The following is a 15,854-nucleotide window of genomic DNA, read 5'->3' as shown; positions in this document are numbered from 1 at the left end:
GTATAGGGCAAGCGCACAGATTAGTCTCTGAATACACACGGAGATACGGTTCATGCGCATATTTATAACGGGTGCCAGCGGATTTATCGGGTCGGCTGTCGTCAAGGAACTGATCGCGGCGGGCCATCAGGTGCTGGGGTTGTGCCGCTCGGATGACAAGGTGGCAGCGCTGGAGGCCGCCGGGGCTCAGGTACATCGTGGGTCGCTTGAGGACCTGGGAAGCCTCAAGTCTGGTGTTGCCCAGGCGGATGGCGTGATTCACCTGGCGTTCAATCACGACTTCTCGAAATTCGTCGCGAACTGCGAGGACGACCGCCGGGTTATCCAGGCGCTGGGAGAGGCACTTGCCGGGTCGGATCGACCGCTGATCATTACCTCCGGTGTCGGAATTGCGAGCACCGTGCCGGGGCAGTTGGCGACGGAGGATGGTGCGGTGGTTACCTCAGCGCAAATTCCTCGTGCAGCGTCGGAAGAAGCGGCTAACGCTGTAGCCGCGACGGGGGTGAATGTGTCGGTGATGCGTTTGCCTCAAGTACACGACACCGTCAGGCAGGGGCTGGTTAGCCCGGTGATCGAGTTGTATCGCGAGAAGGGCGTTTGCGCTTACATCGCCGACGGGAAAAACCGTTGGCCGGCGGCACATATTCTGGATGTGGCTCGGCTCTACAGGCTGGCGATTGAAAAGGCCGAGCCGGGCACGAGGTATCACGCGGTGGCGGAGGAGGGTGTGTCGCAACGGGAGATTGCCGAGGTGTTGGGGACGCGGCTAGGGTTGCCGGTTAAATCCATTTCGGCGCAAGAGGCTCAGGGGTTTTTTGGTTGGTTGGCAAGGTTTACCGCTCACGATATGCCTGCATCCAGTGCGATCACGCGCAAGAAGTTGGGATGGGAACCTGTGGGGCCGGGGTTGCTTGCGGATCTTGCGCAGTTGGAGGGAATTGAAGGCTGAAGCGCGGATTGGCCTGAATATTTGAACCTTGCTCCATTGCCTACACAACCATCAGAATCGTCCCGGTTGTGCGCGTTGGACGACCTCTTTAAGGTTCGTCAGCCGCTGCCCATCAGCGGTCGGGTTTAGTAGCCCTGTGAAGTTTTGGCGTACGGCTGTTCTGTCGGTCAGGCATTTTATTGCCTGTGCCTAATGGTAGCTGTGCGCAGGGCGTCTTCGGGCGCGCCGGTTCTGAAACTTCCCGGTCTACTAACCTGCGTACAGCTGCCACCCTATTTTCCGTTACGCCGGGTGGTGGTCCTTCTTGAGGATCAACAGATGTGTACTGACTCGTATAATTCACCCGTAAGAATATTCAGCGTACGTCCCGAAATCGGCACCGATGCATTACTCGCCAACGCCTACGAAACCATTGCCGGCGCTGGCGCAATGACCAACGAATTTGCCGATAACCTGCCAGACGAGCATCGCTGTTTGGCATTGGCAATTCAGCAAATGATTGAGCTGGGGCTTTTACTGGTAGAAGCCGTGCAGGACCGAGTGGATCGGGTTTCTTGATTCTATAAAGGCTTTCCCTTCCAGGCCGCACATACCAAGGGAAGGGCAGCCGATTTTGACGTGTTGGGAGTCAGTACCGATGACCCGGAACAGCGAGACAAGCACAGATCCGTCGACCCGAGAGGCAACATTTGAAGACGTGAGTGCAATGGTTGAACTCGACGCTTACGCGAAATCGAATGTCAGCCGTGGCGAGCTTATTCACCAGGCTGTTGAGAAGCATCAATGCTTGGTTGCGGTGGAAGCTGGCAGCGTCGTCGGCTATCTCGTACTTACCTATGATTTTTTCGGGAATGGCTTTGTTTCACTGGTGGTTGTCTCTCCTGAACACCAGCGCAAAGGCATCGCGCTTCTGCTGCTTGTAGCCGCCGAATCCCGATGTAAGACGGATAAGCTCTTCACCTCCACGAACAGCTCAAACGTCGCTTCACAGCAACTCATATCCAAGGCTGGATTCTTGCGCAGTGGCGTTATTGAGAATCTGGATGAGGGTGATCCGGAGCTTGTCTATTTCAAGGTTGTTCGGTGATCGGCAGCCCTCGCAAATTTCGAGCATAAAAAAACCGGCCACCAAGGACCGGTTTTTTACACATCCCCCGTCAACAACCAGCCTGACGCAGGAGCAAAATCTGAGTGGAGCGGGTAGAGGGAATCGAACCCTCATCTAAAGCTTGGGAAGCTTTCGTTCTACCACTAAACTATACCCGCTCAGAGCGGCTGACTTTGTACCAGATGTGCTCACGGATTTGAAGTTTTTCTTCGAAAATTCTGTGTTTTACGTGCCAACGGTCGATCGTGGGCAGGCGGACCTCCTGGGAAATCCGGCCCGCCCACAACCCCACCGCTCATACGGCAAACGCATGCTGTGGCTGTGACGCGTGGTACCGCAACCGGCTTGGCTGCTGCTCCGGTCTCAAAAAGCCCATCAACGCCTCCCGGCTATCCCGGCACGCGGCCTTGTGCTCCATATCCAGAAAGTGCCCGGTCGCCTGAATCGTGCCGAAGCTGCTTTTCGCAATATGTTGCCCAAACAGCTTGGCATCCTGGGCACTGGTGTACTCGTCCCATTCGCCGTTCAAGAACAACACCGGTATATCAATCTGCTTAGCGGCCTTGAGGTAGCACAGCCGGTCGCTGTTGAGCACGTGGCTGATGTGAAAGTGCATCTGCCCATACTCATGCTCGGCCAGGCTGCTCACGTGTTTGTGATTGAAGCGTTTGAACAGCGACGGCAGGTGTTTGCCGATGGTGCTGTTGACCAGGTGGCCCACGCGGTCACGGTCGAGGTTGCCGAGGTAGTCGACACCGCGCTCCAGGTAGTCGCGCATCGGGGCGTTGATCACCGGGGAGAACGAGCTGATCACGGCCTTTTCCACACGGCGCGGGCGATGGGCGAGGGCGACGAGGGTCGCGGCGCCGCCCCAGGAAAAGGACAGCACGTGTTCGGCGGCGAAGTGGTCGATGAGTTCCAGAAGGATCTGGCCCTCGACTTCTTTCGTCAGCATATGCTCGTGGCGGTTGTGGATTTTGGAGCGGCCAGCGTAGGGCTGGTCATACAAAACCACGTTGAACGTCGGGTGCAGGCTTTTCACGGTCTGGGCGAAAGACGCAGTGGTGGCCATTGAGCCGTTGACCAGGATGATGGTCTTGGCTGCTGCGTCCGCGCGATAGAACTCCGTGTAAACCCGATACTGACCCTGTATATCCAGCACAGCGATTTCTGGCCTCATGTCGTAAGACTCCTGGCAAGCGGGTAATGCGCGCAGATCACTCTGCACGAGCTTTGTGACAGGTAGGCATACGCCTGGAAGTGAGGGCCCATGTCGATCCGGTACTGGCTGGCCGACGGGTGTTGTTATGGCGGGCAATTTGCCGTGAGAGGCCCGCAGGTCAAGCGTGCGGACGGGCAAAGTGTTTCTTGTAGGTAGGGGTGACTCGCCAGTCAGATTGCGGCTGGCTGGGTTGATTCAAGCATCAGGGATGCCAGTTCGCCAGTCGATGGCGTGGGTTTTTGCCATCATCGGCTGAACGGTCATCAGACCTGTTGGATTTCAGCCTCTGTAAGCGCCCGGTAATGGCCTGGCGCAAGGGCTGCGTCCAACTCCAGCGGTCCCATGCGTTCGCGGTGCAGGCGTATCACTTTGTTGTCGAAGTGCCCGAACATGCGCTTCACCTGGTGATAACGCCCTTCAATGATGCTCAGGCGCGCCGTTCTGGGGCCCAATAGTTCCAGTTCCGCCGGTTGGGTGGTGAGGTCTTCAAAGGCGAAGTACAGGCCGGCGGCGAAGGTGGCCGCGTATTGCGGGCCGATGTCCTGCTCGGTCTCGACGTAGTAGACCTTGGGCAGTTTGGTTTGCGGCTGGGTCAGGCGGCGCGACCACTGGCCGTCGTTGGTGATCAGCATCAGGCCGGTGGTGTTGAAATCCAGACGACCGGCGATGTGCAGCTCGTGCTTGTCAGGTTCATCCAGCAGGTCGAGCACCGTGGGGTGTTGCGGGTCGGACGTGGCGCTGACGCAGCCCTGGGGTTTGTGCAGCATGAAGTAACGCGCGGGTTTGCCGGCTTGCAGCACTTCGCCATCCAGCAACACACGGCTGAACTCGCTTACCGGGTGGTGCGGATCGCTGATGGCCTGGCCGTCGACGCTGATCCGCCGCTCCACCAGCAACAGGCGAACCTGTTTACGGTTGAAGCGCGGCAGGTTGCTGAGGAAACGATCTACGCGCATTACGACCGCTCGTTGCCGCGCAGTTGTTCGTCCACCTGGGCACAACGCGGGCACAGGCAGGCTTTATTGCGCAGTTCCGCCGGCAAGGCTTCGAGCACTGCGGGGTCGATGCTGACGGAATAGCACCAGCACGCCTGGTCGGCAGTGCGCGGGTCGGCCAGGGCGCAATCGTTGCGGGCGCCGCAGGCGGGGCAGAGGGTTGGCGTGGTCATCGGTCGGTTCAGGCTGTATCGGACAAGGTCCCGGTGAAACCCGGTGTGCCTTGCACGATACAGCCCCGCCGCGTTATTGCAAATCACGCTCCAGCACCACCACCCGTTGGCCTGCGCCAATGCCGCTGCCCGGTTGCACGGGGATTTCCCTTACGGTACCGGCGAACGGTGCGACTACCGGGATTTCCATTTTCATCGACTCCAGGATCACCAGCACATCCCCCGCCGCCACGCGTTCGCCAGCGCTCACCTGCACTTGCCAGAGATTGCCGGCGATGTGGCTGTCGATGCTGTATTCGTTGGCCTGCAAGGGCGTGTCTGCGCCCTGTGGTGCGGCGAGTTCCTCGCTGTCGAAATGCGCCTGGCCGCTGGCGATCCAGCGTTCGCGTTCGGCGTTGAACGCGCGCTGTTGTTGCCCGCGAAACGCGCCGATGCTTTCGGCTTCCTGCGCGAGAAAGGCCTGGTAATCCGTCAGGTTCAACTGACTGTGTTCGATGCTCAGTTCAAACCGCCCAAGGGGAAAATCCCGGCGAATCTGCACCAGCTCATCGGCGCTCACCGGGTAAAAGCGGATCTGGTCGAAGAAGCGCAGCAACCACGGTTTGCCATCGAACGCGGCGACTTCCCGGTAGCGGTTCCACATCTGCAAGGTACGCCCGACGAACTGATAACCGCCGGGGCCTTCCATGCCGTACACGCACAGGTAGGCGCCACCGATGCCCACGGAGTTTTCGGCGGTCCAGGTGCGTGCCGGGTTGTACTTGGTGGTGACCAGGCGGTGACGCGGGTCCAGCGGCGTGGCCACGGGCGCGCCGAGGTAGACGTCGCCCAGGCCCATCACCAGGTAGCTGGCATCGAACACGGTGTGGCGCACTTCGTCGAGGTTGGCCAGGTCGTTGATGCGGCGGATGAACTCCAGGTTGCTCGGGCACCACGGGGCATCCTTGCGCACGGTGGTCATGTATTTTTCGATCGCCAGTTGGCAGGCCGGGTCGTCCCAGGACAGTGGCAGGTGGACGATGCGCGACGGCACTTGCAGGTTTTGGCTGGCGCAGACGGCGTGCCATTCGGCGGTGATCAGCGCCAGGAGGTCGGCGAGGGTAAGTTGTTCGGGCTGGTAGTGGATTTGCAGGGAGCGGATGCCGGGTGTCAGGTCGATGACGCCGTGCAGGGCTTGTGCTTCGAGGGCTTGCATCAGGGCGTGGGCGCGAAAGCGCAGCACCAGGTCGAGTTCCGGGGCGCCGATTTCCAGGAGCAGGTGGGTGTCGCCGGCGAGGCGGGCGACGAGGCGGGTGTCGGCCTGGCCGATGTCCAGAACAACAGGCGACCTGATCATTCCCACGCTCTGCGTGGGAATGCATCCTGTGACGCTCTGCGTCATTGCGTCGACAGCGGGACGCGGAGCGTCCCAGGCGGCATTCCCACGCAGAGCGTGGGAACGATCCCAGTTCAAGGCGAGGTCTCGGGCGGTCTTGATATCGACGGGGGTGAAGCAGATTTTGTCACCCGCCTTGAGCTGGCCCAACTGCCACAAGTCCGCCTCGATCACCGTCACCGGGCATACAAACCCACCCAGGCTCGGGCCATCGGGGCCGAGGATCACCGGCATGTCCCCGGTAAAATCCACCGCACCGATCGCATAGGGATTGTCGTGAATATTCGACGGATGCAACCCCGCCTCACCGCCATCCGTACGCGCCCACAGAGGCTTCGGCCCGATCAACCTCACACCCGTGCGGCTGGAGTTGAAATGCACTTCCCACTGGGTGGCAAAGAACGTCTCGATGTACTCGGGCTTGAAGTATTCCGGCGCGCCGTGGGGGCCGTAGATCACCCGCAGTGTTCGCACCTCGCCAAGCGGTTCAGGCACTAGCGTATTGCCGCAACTGAGATCCTCCAACGGCAGTAAGTGCAACACATCACCCGCCCGCAAAGCCCGCCCGCCATGCCCACCAAACTGGCCAAGGGTGAAGGTACTTTTGCTTCCCAGATAATCCGGAACCTGCAGCCCGCCGCGCACGCAAAGGTAGCTGCGAGCACCGGCCCCGGCGATGGTGCCCAGGCTCAAGGTTGCGCCCGCCGGGATCAGCAACGCGGTGTTCATCGGTACCGCTTCATGATTCAAGCGCAGCACAATGTCTGCACCCGTCACCGCCACCACCGCCGCACAATTGAAGCGCAGCAACGGCCCGCTCATGGTGATTTCCAGTGCAGCGGTGCCCTCGGCATTGCCCAGCAGGCGATTGCCCAGGCGCAGCGCGCGACTGTCCATCGGCCCCGACGGCGGCACGCCTACGGCCCAGTAACCGAGGCGCCCCGGATAGTCCTGCACACTGGTTTGCGTGCCGGCGCTGAGCACTTCAAACGTGTTGGCGTGGTACACCAAATCTTCAAGGCAGCGCGTCCACGGATGGCCACTGGCGAACGGTGTAGCGAGCAGAATCTGGCGCAGATAATCGCGGTTGGTTTCCACGCCGTACAGTTGGCTGTTGCTCAGGGCTTGATGCAAATCCAGGCGTGCCTGTTCGCGGGTCGGCGCCCAGGTGATGAGCTTGGCGATCATCGGGTCGAAGTAGGGCGGAATCTCGCAACCGGCCTCCACCCACGTGTCGATGCGCAGGCCTTCTGCGACCGGGAAGTCCACATACGTCAAAAGCCCCGGGCTTGGCTGAAACTCCCGGCCCGGATCTTCGGCGTACAGGCGTGCCTGAATCGCGTGGCCGTGAGGCTTCAGTTGCAGTTCCCGCAATGGCGGCATTTCCCCGGCGGCCAATTGCACCATCCAGCGCACCAGGTCCACGCCCCACACTTGCTCGGTGACGCCATGTTCCACCTGCAACCGGGTGTTCACTTCCAGAAAATAGAAGCGGCCATCGGCGCTATCAAAGATAAATTCCACGGTGCCGGCGCTGCGGTAATTCACTGCCTTGGCCAGGGTGATGGCGGCACGGCACAGCTCATCCGCCATGCCGTCGGGCAGGTTCGGCGCCGGGGTTTCTTCAAGCACTTTCTGGTTGCGCCGCTGCACCGAACAGTCGCGCACCCCGAGGGCGATGACCTCGCCGCAGCCATCACCAAACACCTGCACTTCCAGGTGCCGGGCGTGCTGGATGTACTTCTCGATAAACACACCGGCATCGCTGAAATTGTTCTGGCCCAGGCGTTTCACTGCCTCGAAACAGTCGCGCAATTCATCGGCGCTGTGGCACACGCGCATGCCGATCCCGCCACCACCGGCGGTGCTTTTAAGCATGATCGGATAGCCCACGGTTTCCCCGGCCAGTAGTGCGGCGTCGAGGCTGTTGAGCAGCTCGGTGCCTTCCAGCAGCGGGATGTTGTGCTGCCTGGCCAACGCGCGCGCGGTGTGCTTGAGGCCGAATACCCGCAGCTGTTCCGGCGTCGGGCCGACGAAGGCGATGCCTGCTGTTTCGCAGGCTTCGGCGAAGGCGGCGTTTTCCGATAGAAAGCCATAGCCGGGATGAATCGCGGTGGCGCCACAGGCCTTGGCCGTGGCGAGGATTTTCTCCACCGACAAATAGGTGCCGGCCGCCGCGCCTTCGCCCAGGCTGTAGGCCTCATCCGCTTGCTGGATATGCAGGCTCGCGGCATCGGCTTCGGAATACACCGCCACGCCCTTGACCGAAAGCTCACGCAAGGTGCGCAGGATGCGGCAGGCGATGGCGCCACGGTTGGCGATCAACAGTTTTTCGAACATGGCAAAACCCCGCAGGCCGATGAGTGCTCGGCCTTGTCCTGGGATGCGGGCCGTCCCGCAAATGTGGGTGGCGCTACGGTCGTCCGCAGCGCAAATTTCAACACCAATGGAGATCAACTGTGGGAGCCGGGCTTGCCCGCGATGGCGGAGGATCAGTCACCCCATATGTTGGCTGATCCACCGCTATCGCAGGCAAGCCAGCTCCTACAGGTCATCTTCCACAGTTGATCTTCAGCGTTTTCGCAGACACTGCCCGGCGCGGGCCTGGCACAGGGCGAACAACCACTGGCGCAACCGCTTGATCTTCAGTTCCATACCAGTAACTCCGCAGGGGTTGGGTTGTAGCCGTTGCACGGGTTGTTCAGTTGCGGGCAGTTGGAGATCAGTACGATCACGTCCATCTCGGCCCGCAGGTCGACGTACTTGCCGGGGGCCGAAATCCCGTCCTCGAAGGTCAACCCGCCATCGGCGGTCACCGGCACGTTCATGAAGAAATTGATGTTCGGCCCGATGTCGCTTTTACCCAGCCTGCCATCGTGGGCGCAGGCCCGCAGGTAGTTGTCGCGGCAGCTGTGCATGTAGCGTTTTTCCAGGGCGTAGCGCACGGTGTTGCTCTCTTGGGCGCAGGCGCCGCCAAGGGTGTCGTGGCGTCCGCAGGTGTCGTCGACGATGGTCAGCATCGGCTGGCCGAGGTTGGAATACAGCACGCTGCCGGTGCTCAGGTACACGCTGTTTTGCCGACGCAGGGTGCGCTGCACGTCGTAGCGTTCCCTGGGGTTTTTCAGGCTGTAGAACAGCGTGTCGACCGCCTGGTTGCCCTCCAGGTCGAGGATGCGCAGGGTCTGGCCGGCCTTGACTTCCATCAGCCAGGGTTCGCCGGCGGGAATGGTCGCGCGGTACACGGCCGCGTCCGGTTGTTTGGCGAGTGCGATAGACATGGCAGGTCCTCAAGCGAACAGACGGTCGGTGTTGATAAAGCCGCGCTCGTTTTCCGGGCGCGAGGTACGGCAGTGTTCGGCGACGCTTGGGTCGGCGTTCATCCAGCTGAGTTTCAGCGGCTGCGGCGCGTACTCGGGGTTGGGGTCCATGGGATGTTGCAGCGCGGTGAGCACCACCAGTGTGTCCATCGGTGCGTAGAGTTCGATGTAGTCGCCGGCCTTGGAGTGACCGGGGACAAAGTGCAGGCTGCCAGCTTCATCTACCGTGACTTTGCTGAACAGGTTGAGGGTCATCAGCAGGTCGGACAGCCCCAGGCCCCACTTGCCCAGTTCCACCAGCAGGTTGTCGGTGCCGTTGCGGTAGAAGCCGTTGCGCAGCTCTTGATAGCGGCCTTTGCCATATTTTTCCGCGACCTCGGAGGCGCATGACACGCCGCCGATACTGTCACTCCAGCCGCAGGTGTCGGCGGTGATGGCAGCCAGCACGCGGCCCATGTCCGAGTACAGGCAATGGCCGTTGGTGAGCTTGGCGGTGTGTTGGCATTTGAGGCTGTCGGGCAGGTTCAGGCGCTCGGTTTTTTCATTGGCATTGAGCAGGGTCAGGCTGACGTTGGCGCCGCCGCGAATGTCGGTGAGGCGCAGCAGTTGGCCGCGCTTGAGTACAAAGGAACGGTGGCCGCCGCCGGGGAGCATTTCCTCGGCGAAAGGTGGGAACAATTGAGTTGAGTCGGTCATTTGGAAGTGGCTCCAAGTTCGGCGGCGATCGCCTTGCGGCGCTCGCTGTTCAAAGGGATGTCGTAGGTGATGCGGGCGCCGTAGGCGCCGGGGGCGTGTGGGTCGAGGCGCACCTTGTCGAATACCAGCAAGCGGGTGCCGAGGCTGAAGCCTTCGCTGAGGTCGTGGGTGACCATGAACACCGTCAGCCTGGTTTCGCGCCACAGCTCCAGCAACAGCAGGTGCATGTCTTTGCGAATGCCCGGGTCGAGGGCGCCGAAGGGTTCGTCCAGCAGCAACACGCGGGGCTTCATGATCAGCGCCTGGGCGATGGCCAGCCGCTGCTGCATACCGCCGGAAAGCTGCGCCGGGTACTTGTCCAGGGCATGGCCCAAACCGACTTTATGCAGCAGCGCTGCGGCCTGTTCCCGGGCCTGTTTTTTCGCGCTGCCGAACAGGCGGCCGAGCAACGCTGAACGCGGCAACTCAAGGCCCAGCGCAACGTTGTCCAGCACCGTCAGATGCGGGAACACCGAGTAGCGCTGGAACACCACGCCACGGCTGGCATCGGGTTCGGCGGCGAGCGGTTTACCGTCCAGCAGGATCTCGCCATGGCTGGCGGTTTCCTGCCCCAGCAGCAGGCGCAGGAAGGTCGATTTGCCGCAACCGGAGGTGCCGACCAGGGTGCAGAATTCGCCTTCGGCCACGTGCAGGTTCAGGCGCTCCAATACCACCTGGTCGCCATAGCGCTGCCACACATTGTTGACGCTGATAAAACTCATGCCCGCGCTCCTTCGTACCAGGGGAACGCGCGCCGGGTCAGGGCCTTGAGGCCCCAGTCCATCAGCCAGGCCAGCAGGGTGATCCACACCACGTAGGGCAGGATCACGTCCATCGCCAGGTAGCGGCGCACCAGGAAGATCCGGTAACCCAAACCGTCGGTGGAGGCGATGGCTTCGGCTGCAATCAGGAACAGCCACGCCGAGCCGAGCATCAAGCGCAGGGAGATCAGCAAGCGTGGCAGCAATTGCGGCAGCACCACCCGCAGCATCAGGGTCCAGGTGGAGGCGCCGAGGGTCTGTGCCTTCACCAGCAACTCCACGGGAATTTCCCGTGCCCGCTGTTCCAGGTCCCGCGCCAGGGCCGGGGTGATACCGATCACGATCAGCATCACTTTCGACAATTCCCCCAGCCCGAACACGATGAACAGGATCGGCAGGATCGCCAGCGGCGGCACCATCGACAGCACCGTCAGTAACGGCGACAACGGTGCGCCAAACAGCGGCAAGGTGCCGGCTGCAATGCCCAGGCACAGGCCGGCGAGGGCGCTGATGCCCAGGCCGATCGCCAGGCGGCGCAGGCTTGAGGCGCTGTCTTGCCACAGCACGTATTCACCGGTGCGAGTGTCGGCGCTGAAGGCCAGGCGTTTCACTGCGTCGCCCATTTGTGCGGCGCTGGGCAGCAGCTTGTCGTTGGGGTTGTCTGCCAGGCGCTCGGCCGAGCCCACGAAGTAGGCGAACAGCAGCAGGGCGAAGGGCAGCAGCACCAACAGCAGGCGACTGGAGCGTTCCGGGTGACGGTTGATCAGGCGCATGGCCGGGTCCTCTTACAGCGTGCCGTCGGCGGCCATCTGTACGTAGCTGGGGTCGAAATGCAGCTTGAGGTTGGCGGTGTCGCCGCGGGTCACGCCATTGGCGAAGCTCATGCCCACGGCGTTGGTGTCCTTGGCACCTTCACCCAGCAGGCCGTGTTTAAACGAGAACTCGGCGACCTTGCCCATGGTGGCGGGCAACTGCGCGCTGGTGGCAAAGGCCAGGGCTTCCTTGGGCGTGGCGAACAGCTTGGTGGTATCCAGTTGCGACTGGAAGCCCTTGAGGTCGGTGCCGGAGGCCTTGGCCATGTGTTCCAGGGCGTCGGTGCTGACGGCGTTTTTCGCGTTCATCAGCGCCACCACTTCAAACCAGGCGCCGGTCAACGCTTTGCCCAGCTTGGGGTTGTCCTTGAGGGTCTGGGTGTTGACCACCATCATGTCCATGATTTCGCCGGGCACTTTGCTGGAGTCGAACACTTCGGTGACACCGGGCTTGGCCTTGATCTCCGAGAGCATCGGGTTCCAGGTGGTGACGGCCTTGACCTGGTCGGTGTTGAAGGCGGCGGCGATGTCGGCGTCGGAGGTGTTGACCACTTTCAGGTCTTTTTCGCTGAGGTTGGCCGACTCCAGGGCGCGGGCCAGCAGGTAGTGGGACACGGAGAGTTCCACCAGGTTGACGTTCATGCCCTTGAGGTCGGCGACGGTCTTGCCTTCACCTTTGATGACCACGCCATCGTTGCCATTGGAGAAGTCGCTGACCACCAGCGCGGTGCTGTCCACGCCGCCGGCGGCGGGAATGGTCAGGGCGTCCATGTTGGTCATGGTGCAGCCGTCGAACTGGCCGGCGGTGTACTGGTTGATGGATTCGACGTAGTCATTGAGCTGCACCATGTCGATCTTGATGCCGTACTTCTTGGCCCACTTGTCGAGGATGCCTTGGCTGCCGGCGTATTCCCACGGCATCCAGCCGGCATAGATCGTCCAGCACACGCTGAAATGGTCTTTGGGGGCGGCTTGGGCGGAAAAACTCACCACGGCGGCGAAGGCGGCGGCGAGCAGGGCGGGTAAACGTATCGAGGGCATGGATGCTTCTCCAGTTGATCAAGGGCGAGCAGGAGCAACGCGGCACCGTGAACGGTGGCTTGTCTCCCGGGCTTTTATCCCGCCGTGTAACCTCAACTGGAGGTCGCCGACTCTCGGACCAGCCACTCGCCTTAGCGAGCCGGAACCCTAGTCAGCCATTGCAAATTGTGGTGCCGCGAACCTGTGATGACTCCTGCACGGGAGAGGTAAAGCGAGAGTCGTGCCAAGTGGCACGGGTGCAGTAATGGCGCGGGTTGGCGCGAGGAGGAGGGCGAAACGTGCGGTGAATATGCGTCGTGGTGGTGCGGGGTTGCACTGCAATGAGGCGACCGGCAGATGTATCAATCTATGTCTAAATCGCACCAGATTCCGTTTTTGATGTCAGATATTTCGTCAGGCAGTGAAAGCTGTTTGCCGCCCCCCAGCGTCGCTGGGTGTGCTCTTCCGCGGTCCAGGAGGCCGCCATGTATCGTCGACTGCTTCTCATCGCTTTGCTCGGCTTGACCCTTTCTGCGTGCGCGCCTTATTACGGTGGCGGCCAGGCCTACTACGGTTCCGAGGTCTACACGGCGCCCGCGCCGGCGTATTACTACGGCGGCGGCCCGTATTACCATTACCGCCAGGGATACTACCCGCCACCGCAGCGTTATTACCCGTCGCCGCGTTATTACCAGCCGGCGCCGCGCTATTATCCTGCGGGGCCGCGCGCGGGTTATCGGCCTTACCCAAACCAAGGTTGGGGCAACAGTCACTGGGGTAATGGTGGCGGACATGGCCAGGGTGGTGGTCAGGGTGGAGGCCGTGGCGGCGGTCATCGCTGATAGGAATAATTGGAAAAACGGCGCTCAGGCGCCGTTTTTGTTTACCGTTGGTCGGCACTGTCATATTTGACAGCTATCCTGTGGGTTACGCCTGTAGTTAATTGGGAGCAGTCGCCTGTTTGACGTATCGCTTCCAGCATCGACTGATGGAACCCATGACATGAACGTCAGCCCGCTCTACCTGTTATTTTTTGCTTTTCTTGGCGTCAGTACGTTGGCAGCAGCGCAATCCTGTCCTTACCCGAGTGCTGTACGGTACGTTGACGGTCACTTTCAGGGAACTGACAGCGACTCGCCATGGATAAGCCAGGCAATGAGCGGCGGGGAATTCGTGGAAACCTTTGTCGGCGCGCTTTTTACTCCAAGCGAGCAGGACGAGCGCAAGCAGGGCTATCTGGAAAAGTGCATTTATAAAACCCTGAGGGGTAAGACAGTCACCCTGAGGTACGGCACGGCTCAAGCCGGGGGCTCAATGTCGCTGGCAGATACCACGCATTGGGTACCGGGCACCGATGCTTTCGGGCAACAGATTTTCCAGTGCGACGACCACCAACCCGATAATTGTGCCTTCACGTTCGAGGGCAAAAAAGCGCCGACGGGCGCTCAATAGTCAGACAGGTCCGCCAGCGGATGCCGCCCTTCCCAGACCTTGTGGAAGTGCGCCTGCACCACGGCCTCGGGGATCAAGTTGATGTCCGGCCAGTGCCAGTGTGGCTGCTGGTCCTTGTCGATCAACCGCGCCCGCACACCTTCGCTGAATTCCGGGTGACGGCAGCAGTTCAGGCTCAAGGTGTATTCCATCTGGAACACCTGGGCCAGGGACAGGTGCCGCGCTCGCTGGATCTGTTCCCACACCAGGTGCGCGGTCAGCGGGCAGCCTTCGTTCAGGGTCTTGCCTGCGCGGCGGAGCAGCGGGTCGGTGTGATCGCGTAACTGGCTCAAGGCTCGCCACGCACAGCGCACATCCCCCACGTCCAGCCACTCGTCGATCTGCCCACGGCGCGGCAGCCATTGGGCTTCGGGCAACTGGACGGCGGCTTCCTGGGCCAGGGCCTTGAGCAGGCTGTTGAGCTGCATGTCGGTCTGTTCCTGCCAGTTCAGTTGCAGCAGGCCTTCAAGCAGTTCGTCTTGTTGTTCATCCAGCAGGAAACGGTCAGCCAAGCCCAGGTCCAGGGCGTCGCGGCCATTCATATGGGCGCCGGTCAGGCCGAGGAACAACCCCAACTTGCCGGGCAGGCGAGACAGGAACCAACTGGCGCCCACGTCCGGGTACAGGCCGATGCTGATTTCCGGCATGGCCAGGCGGCTGCTTGGCGTGACGATGCGCACGGCGGCGCTTTGCAGCAAGCCCATGCCACCGCCCAGCACATAGCCGTGGCCCCAGCAGATCAGCGGTTTGGGATAGGTGTGCAGGCGGTAGTCGAGGCGGTACTCCGCGGCGAAAAATTGCGCGGCCAGCGCCGGTACTTCGCCGGGATGTTCACGGCAGGCCTGGGCCAGGCTGCGTACTTCGCCACCGGCGCAAAAGGCCTTGGGGCCATTGCCGCGCAGCAGCACGCAGACGATTTGCGGGTCTTTGGCCCAGGCGTCCAGGCGTTCGCTCAGGGCCAGGATCATCGGCAACGACAAGGCATTGAGGGATTTTTCCGCGTCCAGGCTGGCGATGCCAACGCGGGCGCCGCCGGTGCCAATCAGCTCTTCGAAGTGCAGGTTCATCATGACCTCAATCGAGAAAGTGAAGGTTCAGTATGATCGCTTCGCAGGAAAGTGCGGTATCTGCGTCAGATCAATTGACAAGCAAGGTCGGCTTTCCTAGGGTTCGCCTCATTCTTTTGACTAGACAGCGTAACCATGACCACCGACGACCGTATCAAACTCGAACCCAGCTGGAAACACGCCCTGCGTGACGAGTTCGACCAGCCGTACATGGCCCAGTTGCGGGAATTCCTGCGCCAGGAGCACGCGGCAGGCAAGGAGATCTACCCACCCGGCCCGATGATCTTCAACGCACTCAACTCAACGCCCCTGGACAAGGTCAAGGTGGTGATCCTCGGCCAGGACCCGTATCACGGCCCGGGCCAGGCCCACGGCTTGTGCTTCTCGGTGCAACCGGGCGTGCCGGCACCGCCGTCGCTGGTCAATATCTACAAAGAACTCAAGCGTGACCTGAACATCGACATTCCCAACCACGGCTACCTGCAAAGCTGGGCCGACCAGGGCGTGCTGATGATCAACACCACCATGACCGTGGAGCGCGCGAATGCCAACGCCCATGCGGGCAAGGGCTGGCAGTTCTTTACCGATCGGATTATTGAAGTGGTGAGCGAGCATCAGCCGCACCTGGTGTTCTTGCTGTGGGGCGCCCATGCGCAGGGCAAGCAGAAGCTGATCGACGCCACCAAGCACCTGGTGCTGACGTCGGTGCATCCGTCGCCGTTGTCGGCCTATAGAGGGTTTATTGGTTGCGGGCATTTCAGCCGCACCAACAAGTTTCTTGAGCAGAATGGCGAGACGCCGATCGAGTGGCGATTGCCGCCGGTTTGAC

Annotated in this window: 16 protein-coding genes, 1 tRNA gene and 1 riboswitch; of the genes, 6 read left to right on the top strand and 11 right to left on the bottom strand. The window is 61.3% G+C overall.

All coding sequences use genetic code 11. The annotated features are described in order from the left end of the window. Positions 1 to 52 precede the first annotated feature (52 nt). The 3 genes from HX818_RS07005 to HX818_RS06995 all read left to right on the top strand — a co-directional run bounded on the left by HX818_RS07005 (position 53) and on the right by HX818_RS06995 (position 2,036). A complete protein-coding gene (locus HX818_RS07005) occupies positions 53 to 949 on the top strand; it encodes an SDR family oxidoreductase (RefSeq protein WP_177019704.1) in 897 nt (298 codons plus the stop codon). A 318-nt stretch (positions 950 to 1,267) separates the two neighbouring features. After that, the gene (locus tag HX818_RS07000; protein ID WP_063032677.1) at positions 1,268 to 1,507 is read left to right on the top strand and encodes a DUF6124 family protein; all 240 of its coding nucleotides are present in this window, start codon (positions 1,268 to 1,270) and stop codon (positions 1,505 to 1,507) included. A 79-nt stretch (positions 1,508 to 1,586) separates the two neighbouring features. Then, on the top strand, positions 1,587 to 2,036 hold the full coding sequence (locus tag HX818_RS06995; protein ID WP_177019703.1) for a GNAT family N-acetyltransferase: 450 nt from the start codon (positions 1,587 to 1,589) through the stop codon (positions 2,034 to 2,036). 105 nt (positions 2,037 to 2,141) lie between these two features. Here the strand turns inward: HX818_RS06995 and HX818_RS06990 are convergent. From HX818_RS06990 to HX818_RS06945, 10 genes are all read right to left on the bottom strand, one after another. Continuing rightward, positions 2,142 to 2,215: transfer RNA gene (locus tag HX818_RS06990), tRNA-Gly, on the bottom strand. A 137-nt stretch (positions 2,216 to 2,352) separates the two neighbouring features. Beyond that, entirely contained in the window at positions 2,353 to 3,237 is an 885-nt protein-coding gene (locus tag HX818_RS06985; RefSeq protein ID WP_003212046.1) for an alpha/beta fold hydrolase, read from the bottom strand. 305 nt (positions 3,238 to 3,542) lie between these two features. Further along, the gene (locus HX818_RS06980; RefSeq protein WP_177019702.1) at positions 3,543 to 4,235 is read right to left on the bottom strand and encodes a pseudouridine synthase; all 693 of its coding nucleotides are present in this window, start codon (positions 4,233 to 4,235) and stop codon (positions 3,543 to 3,545) included. Then, on the bottom strand, positions 4,235 to 4,447 hold the full coding sequence (locus tag HX818_RS06975; RefSeq protein ID WP_003212042.1) for a cysteine-rich CWC family protein: 213 nt from the start codon (positions 4,445 to 4,447) through the stop codon (positions 4,235 to 4,237). Before HX818_RS06975 ends, HX818_RS06980 begins: the two co-directional genes overlap by 1 nt. A 73-nt stretch (positions 4,448 to 4,520) precedes the next feature. Beyond that, complete coding sequence (gene uca / locus HX818_RS06970; protein ID WP_177019701.1) at positions 4,521 to 8,162, bottom strand: urea carboxylase; 3,642 nt, start codon at positions 8,160 to 8,162, stop codon at positions 4,521 to 4,523. Between the two features lie 305 nt (positions 8,163 to 8,467). Next, the gene (locus HX818_RS06965) at positions 8,468 to 9,100 is read right to left on the bottom strand and encodes an urea amidolyase associated protein UAAP2 (protein ID WP_003212037.1); all 633 of its coding nucleotides are present in this window, start codon (positions 9,098 to 9,100) and stop codon (positions 8,468 to 8,470) included. Positions 9,101 to 9,109: 9 nt separating this feature from the next. After that, entirely contained in the window at positions 9,110 to 9,835 is a 726-nt protein-coding gene (locus tag HX818_RS06960; RefSeq protein ID WP_003212035.1) for an urea amidolyase associated protein UAAP1, read from the bottom strand. Further along, the gene (locus tag HX818_RS06955; protein WP_003212032.1) at positions 9,832 to 10,596 is read right to left on the bottom strand and encodes an ABC transporter ATP-binding protein; all 765 of its coding nucleotides are present in this window, start codon (positions 10,594 to 10,596) and stop codon (positions 9,832 to 9,834) included. The genes HX818_RS06960 and HX818_RS06955 overlap by 4 nt, the downstream gene beginning before the upstream one ends. Then, positions 10,593 to 11,408 (bottom strand): ABC transporter permease, encoded by an 816-nt coding sequence (locus tag HX818_RS06950; protein ID WP_003212030.1) that lies wholly within the window; start codon positions 11,406 to 11,408, stop codon positions 10,593 to 10,595. The genes HX818_RS06955 and HX818_RS06950 overlap by 4 nt, the downstream gene beginning before the upstream one ends. A 12-nt stretch (positions 11,409 to 11,420) precedes the next feature. Continuing rightward, complete coding sequence (locus HX818_RS06945; RefSeq protein ID WP_177019700.1) at positions 11,421 to 12,488, bottom strand: putative urea ABC transporter substrate-binding protein; 1,068 nt, start codon at positions 12,486 to 12,488, stop codon at positions 11,421 to 11,423. Between the two features lie 61 nt (positions 12,489 to 12,549). After that, a riboswitch (guanidine-I (ykkC/yxkD leader) is annotated at positions 12,550 to 12,650 on the bottom strand. A gap of 302 nt (positions 12,651 to 12,952) precedes the next feature. Between HX818_RS06945 and HX818_RS06940 the strand changes: the two genes are divergently transcribed. Further along, positions 12,953 to 13,309: a hypothetical protein gene (locus HX818_RS06940; protein ID WP_003212026.1), complete on the top strand. Its 357-nt coding sequence runs from the start codon at positions 12,953 to 12,955 to the stop codon at positions 13,307 to 13,309. 160 nt (positions 13,310 to 13,469) lie between these two features. Then, positions 13,470 to 13,919 carry a DUF3757 domain-containing protein gene (locus HX818_RS06935; RefSeq protein WP_177019699.1) on the top strand — a complete coding sequence of 150 codons (450 nt, stop codon included), beginning with the start codon at positions 13,470 to 13,472 and terminating at the stop codon, positions 13,917 to 13,919. Here HX818_RS06935 and HX818_RS06930 read toward each other — a convergent pair. Beyond that, entirely contained in the window at positions 13,913 to 15,025 is a 1,113-nt protein-coding gene (locus tag HX818_RS06930) for an enoyl-CoA hydratase/isomerase family protein (RefSeq protein WP_087692610.1), read from the bottom strand. The genes HX818_RS06935 and HX818_RS06930 overlap by 7 nt on opposite strands. Before the next feature lie 135 nt (positions 15,026 to 15,160). On the opposite strand from HX818_RS06930, the gene ung reads away from it, so the two are divergent. Further along, positions 15,161 to 15,853 carry a uracil-DNA glycosylase gene (ung, locus tag HX818_RS06925; protein WP_003212020.1) on the top strand — a complete coding sequence of 231 codons (693 nt, stop codon included), beginning with the start codon at positions 15,161 to 15,163 and terminating at the stop codon, positions 15,851 to 15,853. The last annotated feature ends 1 nt before the right edge of the window (position 15,854 follow it).

Source organism: Pseudomonas sp. F9001 (assembly GCF_013385435.1).
Lineage (GTDB): Bacteria > Pseudomonadota > Gammaproteobacteria > Pseudomonadales > Pseudomonadaceae > Aquipseudomonas.
This window is presented reverse-complemented; position numbering and strand designations above follow the sequence as displayed.

Coding starts and splice junctions, on each gene's coding strand:
- HX818_RS07005 (WP_177019704.1), top strand. CDS start 53: ATGCGCATATTTATAACGGGTGCCAGCGGATTTATCGGGTCGGCTGTC.
- HX818_RS07000 (WP_063032677.1), top strand. CDS start 1,268: ATGTGTACTGACTCGTATAATTCACCCGTAAGAATATTCAGCGTACGT.
- HX818_RS06995 (WP_177019703.1), top strand. CDS start 1,587: ATGACCCGGAACAGCGAGACAAGCACAGATCCGTCGACCCGAGAGGCA.
- HX818_RS06985 (WP_003212046.1), bottom strand. CDS start 3,237: ATGAGGCCAGAAATCGCTGTGCTGGATATACAGGGTCAGTATCGGGTT.
- HX818_RS06980 (WP_177019702.1), bottom strand. CDS start 4,235: ATGCGCGTAGATCGTTTCCTCAGCAACCTGCCGCGCTTCAACCGTAAA.
- HX818_RS06975 (WP_003212042.1), bottom strand. CDS start 4,447: ATGACCACGCCAACCCTCTGCCCCGCCTGCGGCGCCCGCAACGATTGC.
- uca (WP_177019701.1), bottom strand. CDS start 8,162: ATGTTCGAAAAACTGTTGATCGCCAACCGTGGCGCCATCGCCTGCCGC.
- HX818_RS06965 (WP_003212037.1), bottom strand. CDS start 9,100: ATGTCTATCGCACTCGCCAAACAACCGGACGCGGCCGTGTACCGCGCG.
- HX818_RS06960 (WP_003212035.1), bottom strand. CDS start 9,835: ATGACCGACTCAACTCAATTGTTCCCACCTTTCGCCGAGGAAATGCTC.
- HX818_RS06955 (WP_003212032.1), bottom strand. CDS start 10,596: ATGAGTTTTATCAGCGTCAACAATGTGTGGCAGCGCTATGGCGACCAG.
- HX818_RS06950 (WP_003212030.1), bottom strand. CDS start 11,408: ATGCGCCTGATCAACCGTCACCCGGAACGCTCCAGTCGCCTGCTGTTG.
- HX818_RS06945 (WP_177019700.1), bottom strand. CDS start 12,488: ATGCCCTCGATACGTTTACCCGCCCTGCTCGCCGCCGCCTTCGCCGCC.
- HX818_RS06940 (WP_003212026.1), top strand. CDS start 12,953: ATGTATCGTCGACTGCTTCTCATCGCTTTGCTCGGCTTGACCCTTTCT.
- HX818_RS06935 (WP_177019699.1), top strand. CDS start 13,470: ATGAACGTCAGCCCGCTCTACCTGTTATTTTTTGCTTTTCTTGGCGTC.
- HX818_RS06930 (WP_087692610.1), bottom strand. CDS start 15,025: ATGAACCTGCACTTCGAAGAGCTGATTGGCACCGGCGGCGCCCGCGTT.
- ung (WP_003212020.1), top strand. CDS start 15,161: ATGACCACCGACGACCGTATCAAACTCGAACCCAGCTGGAAACACGCC.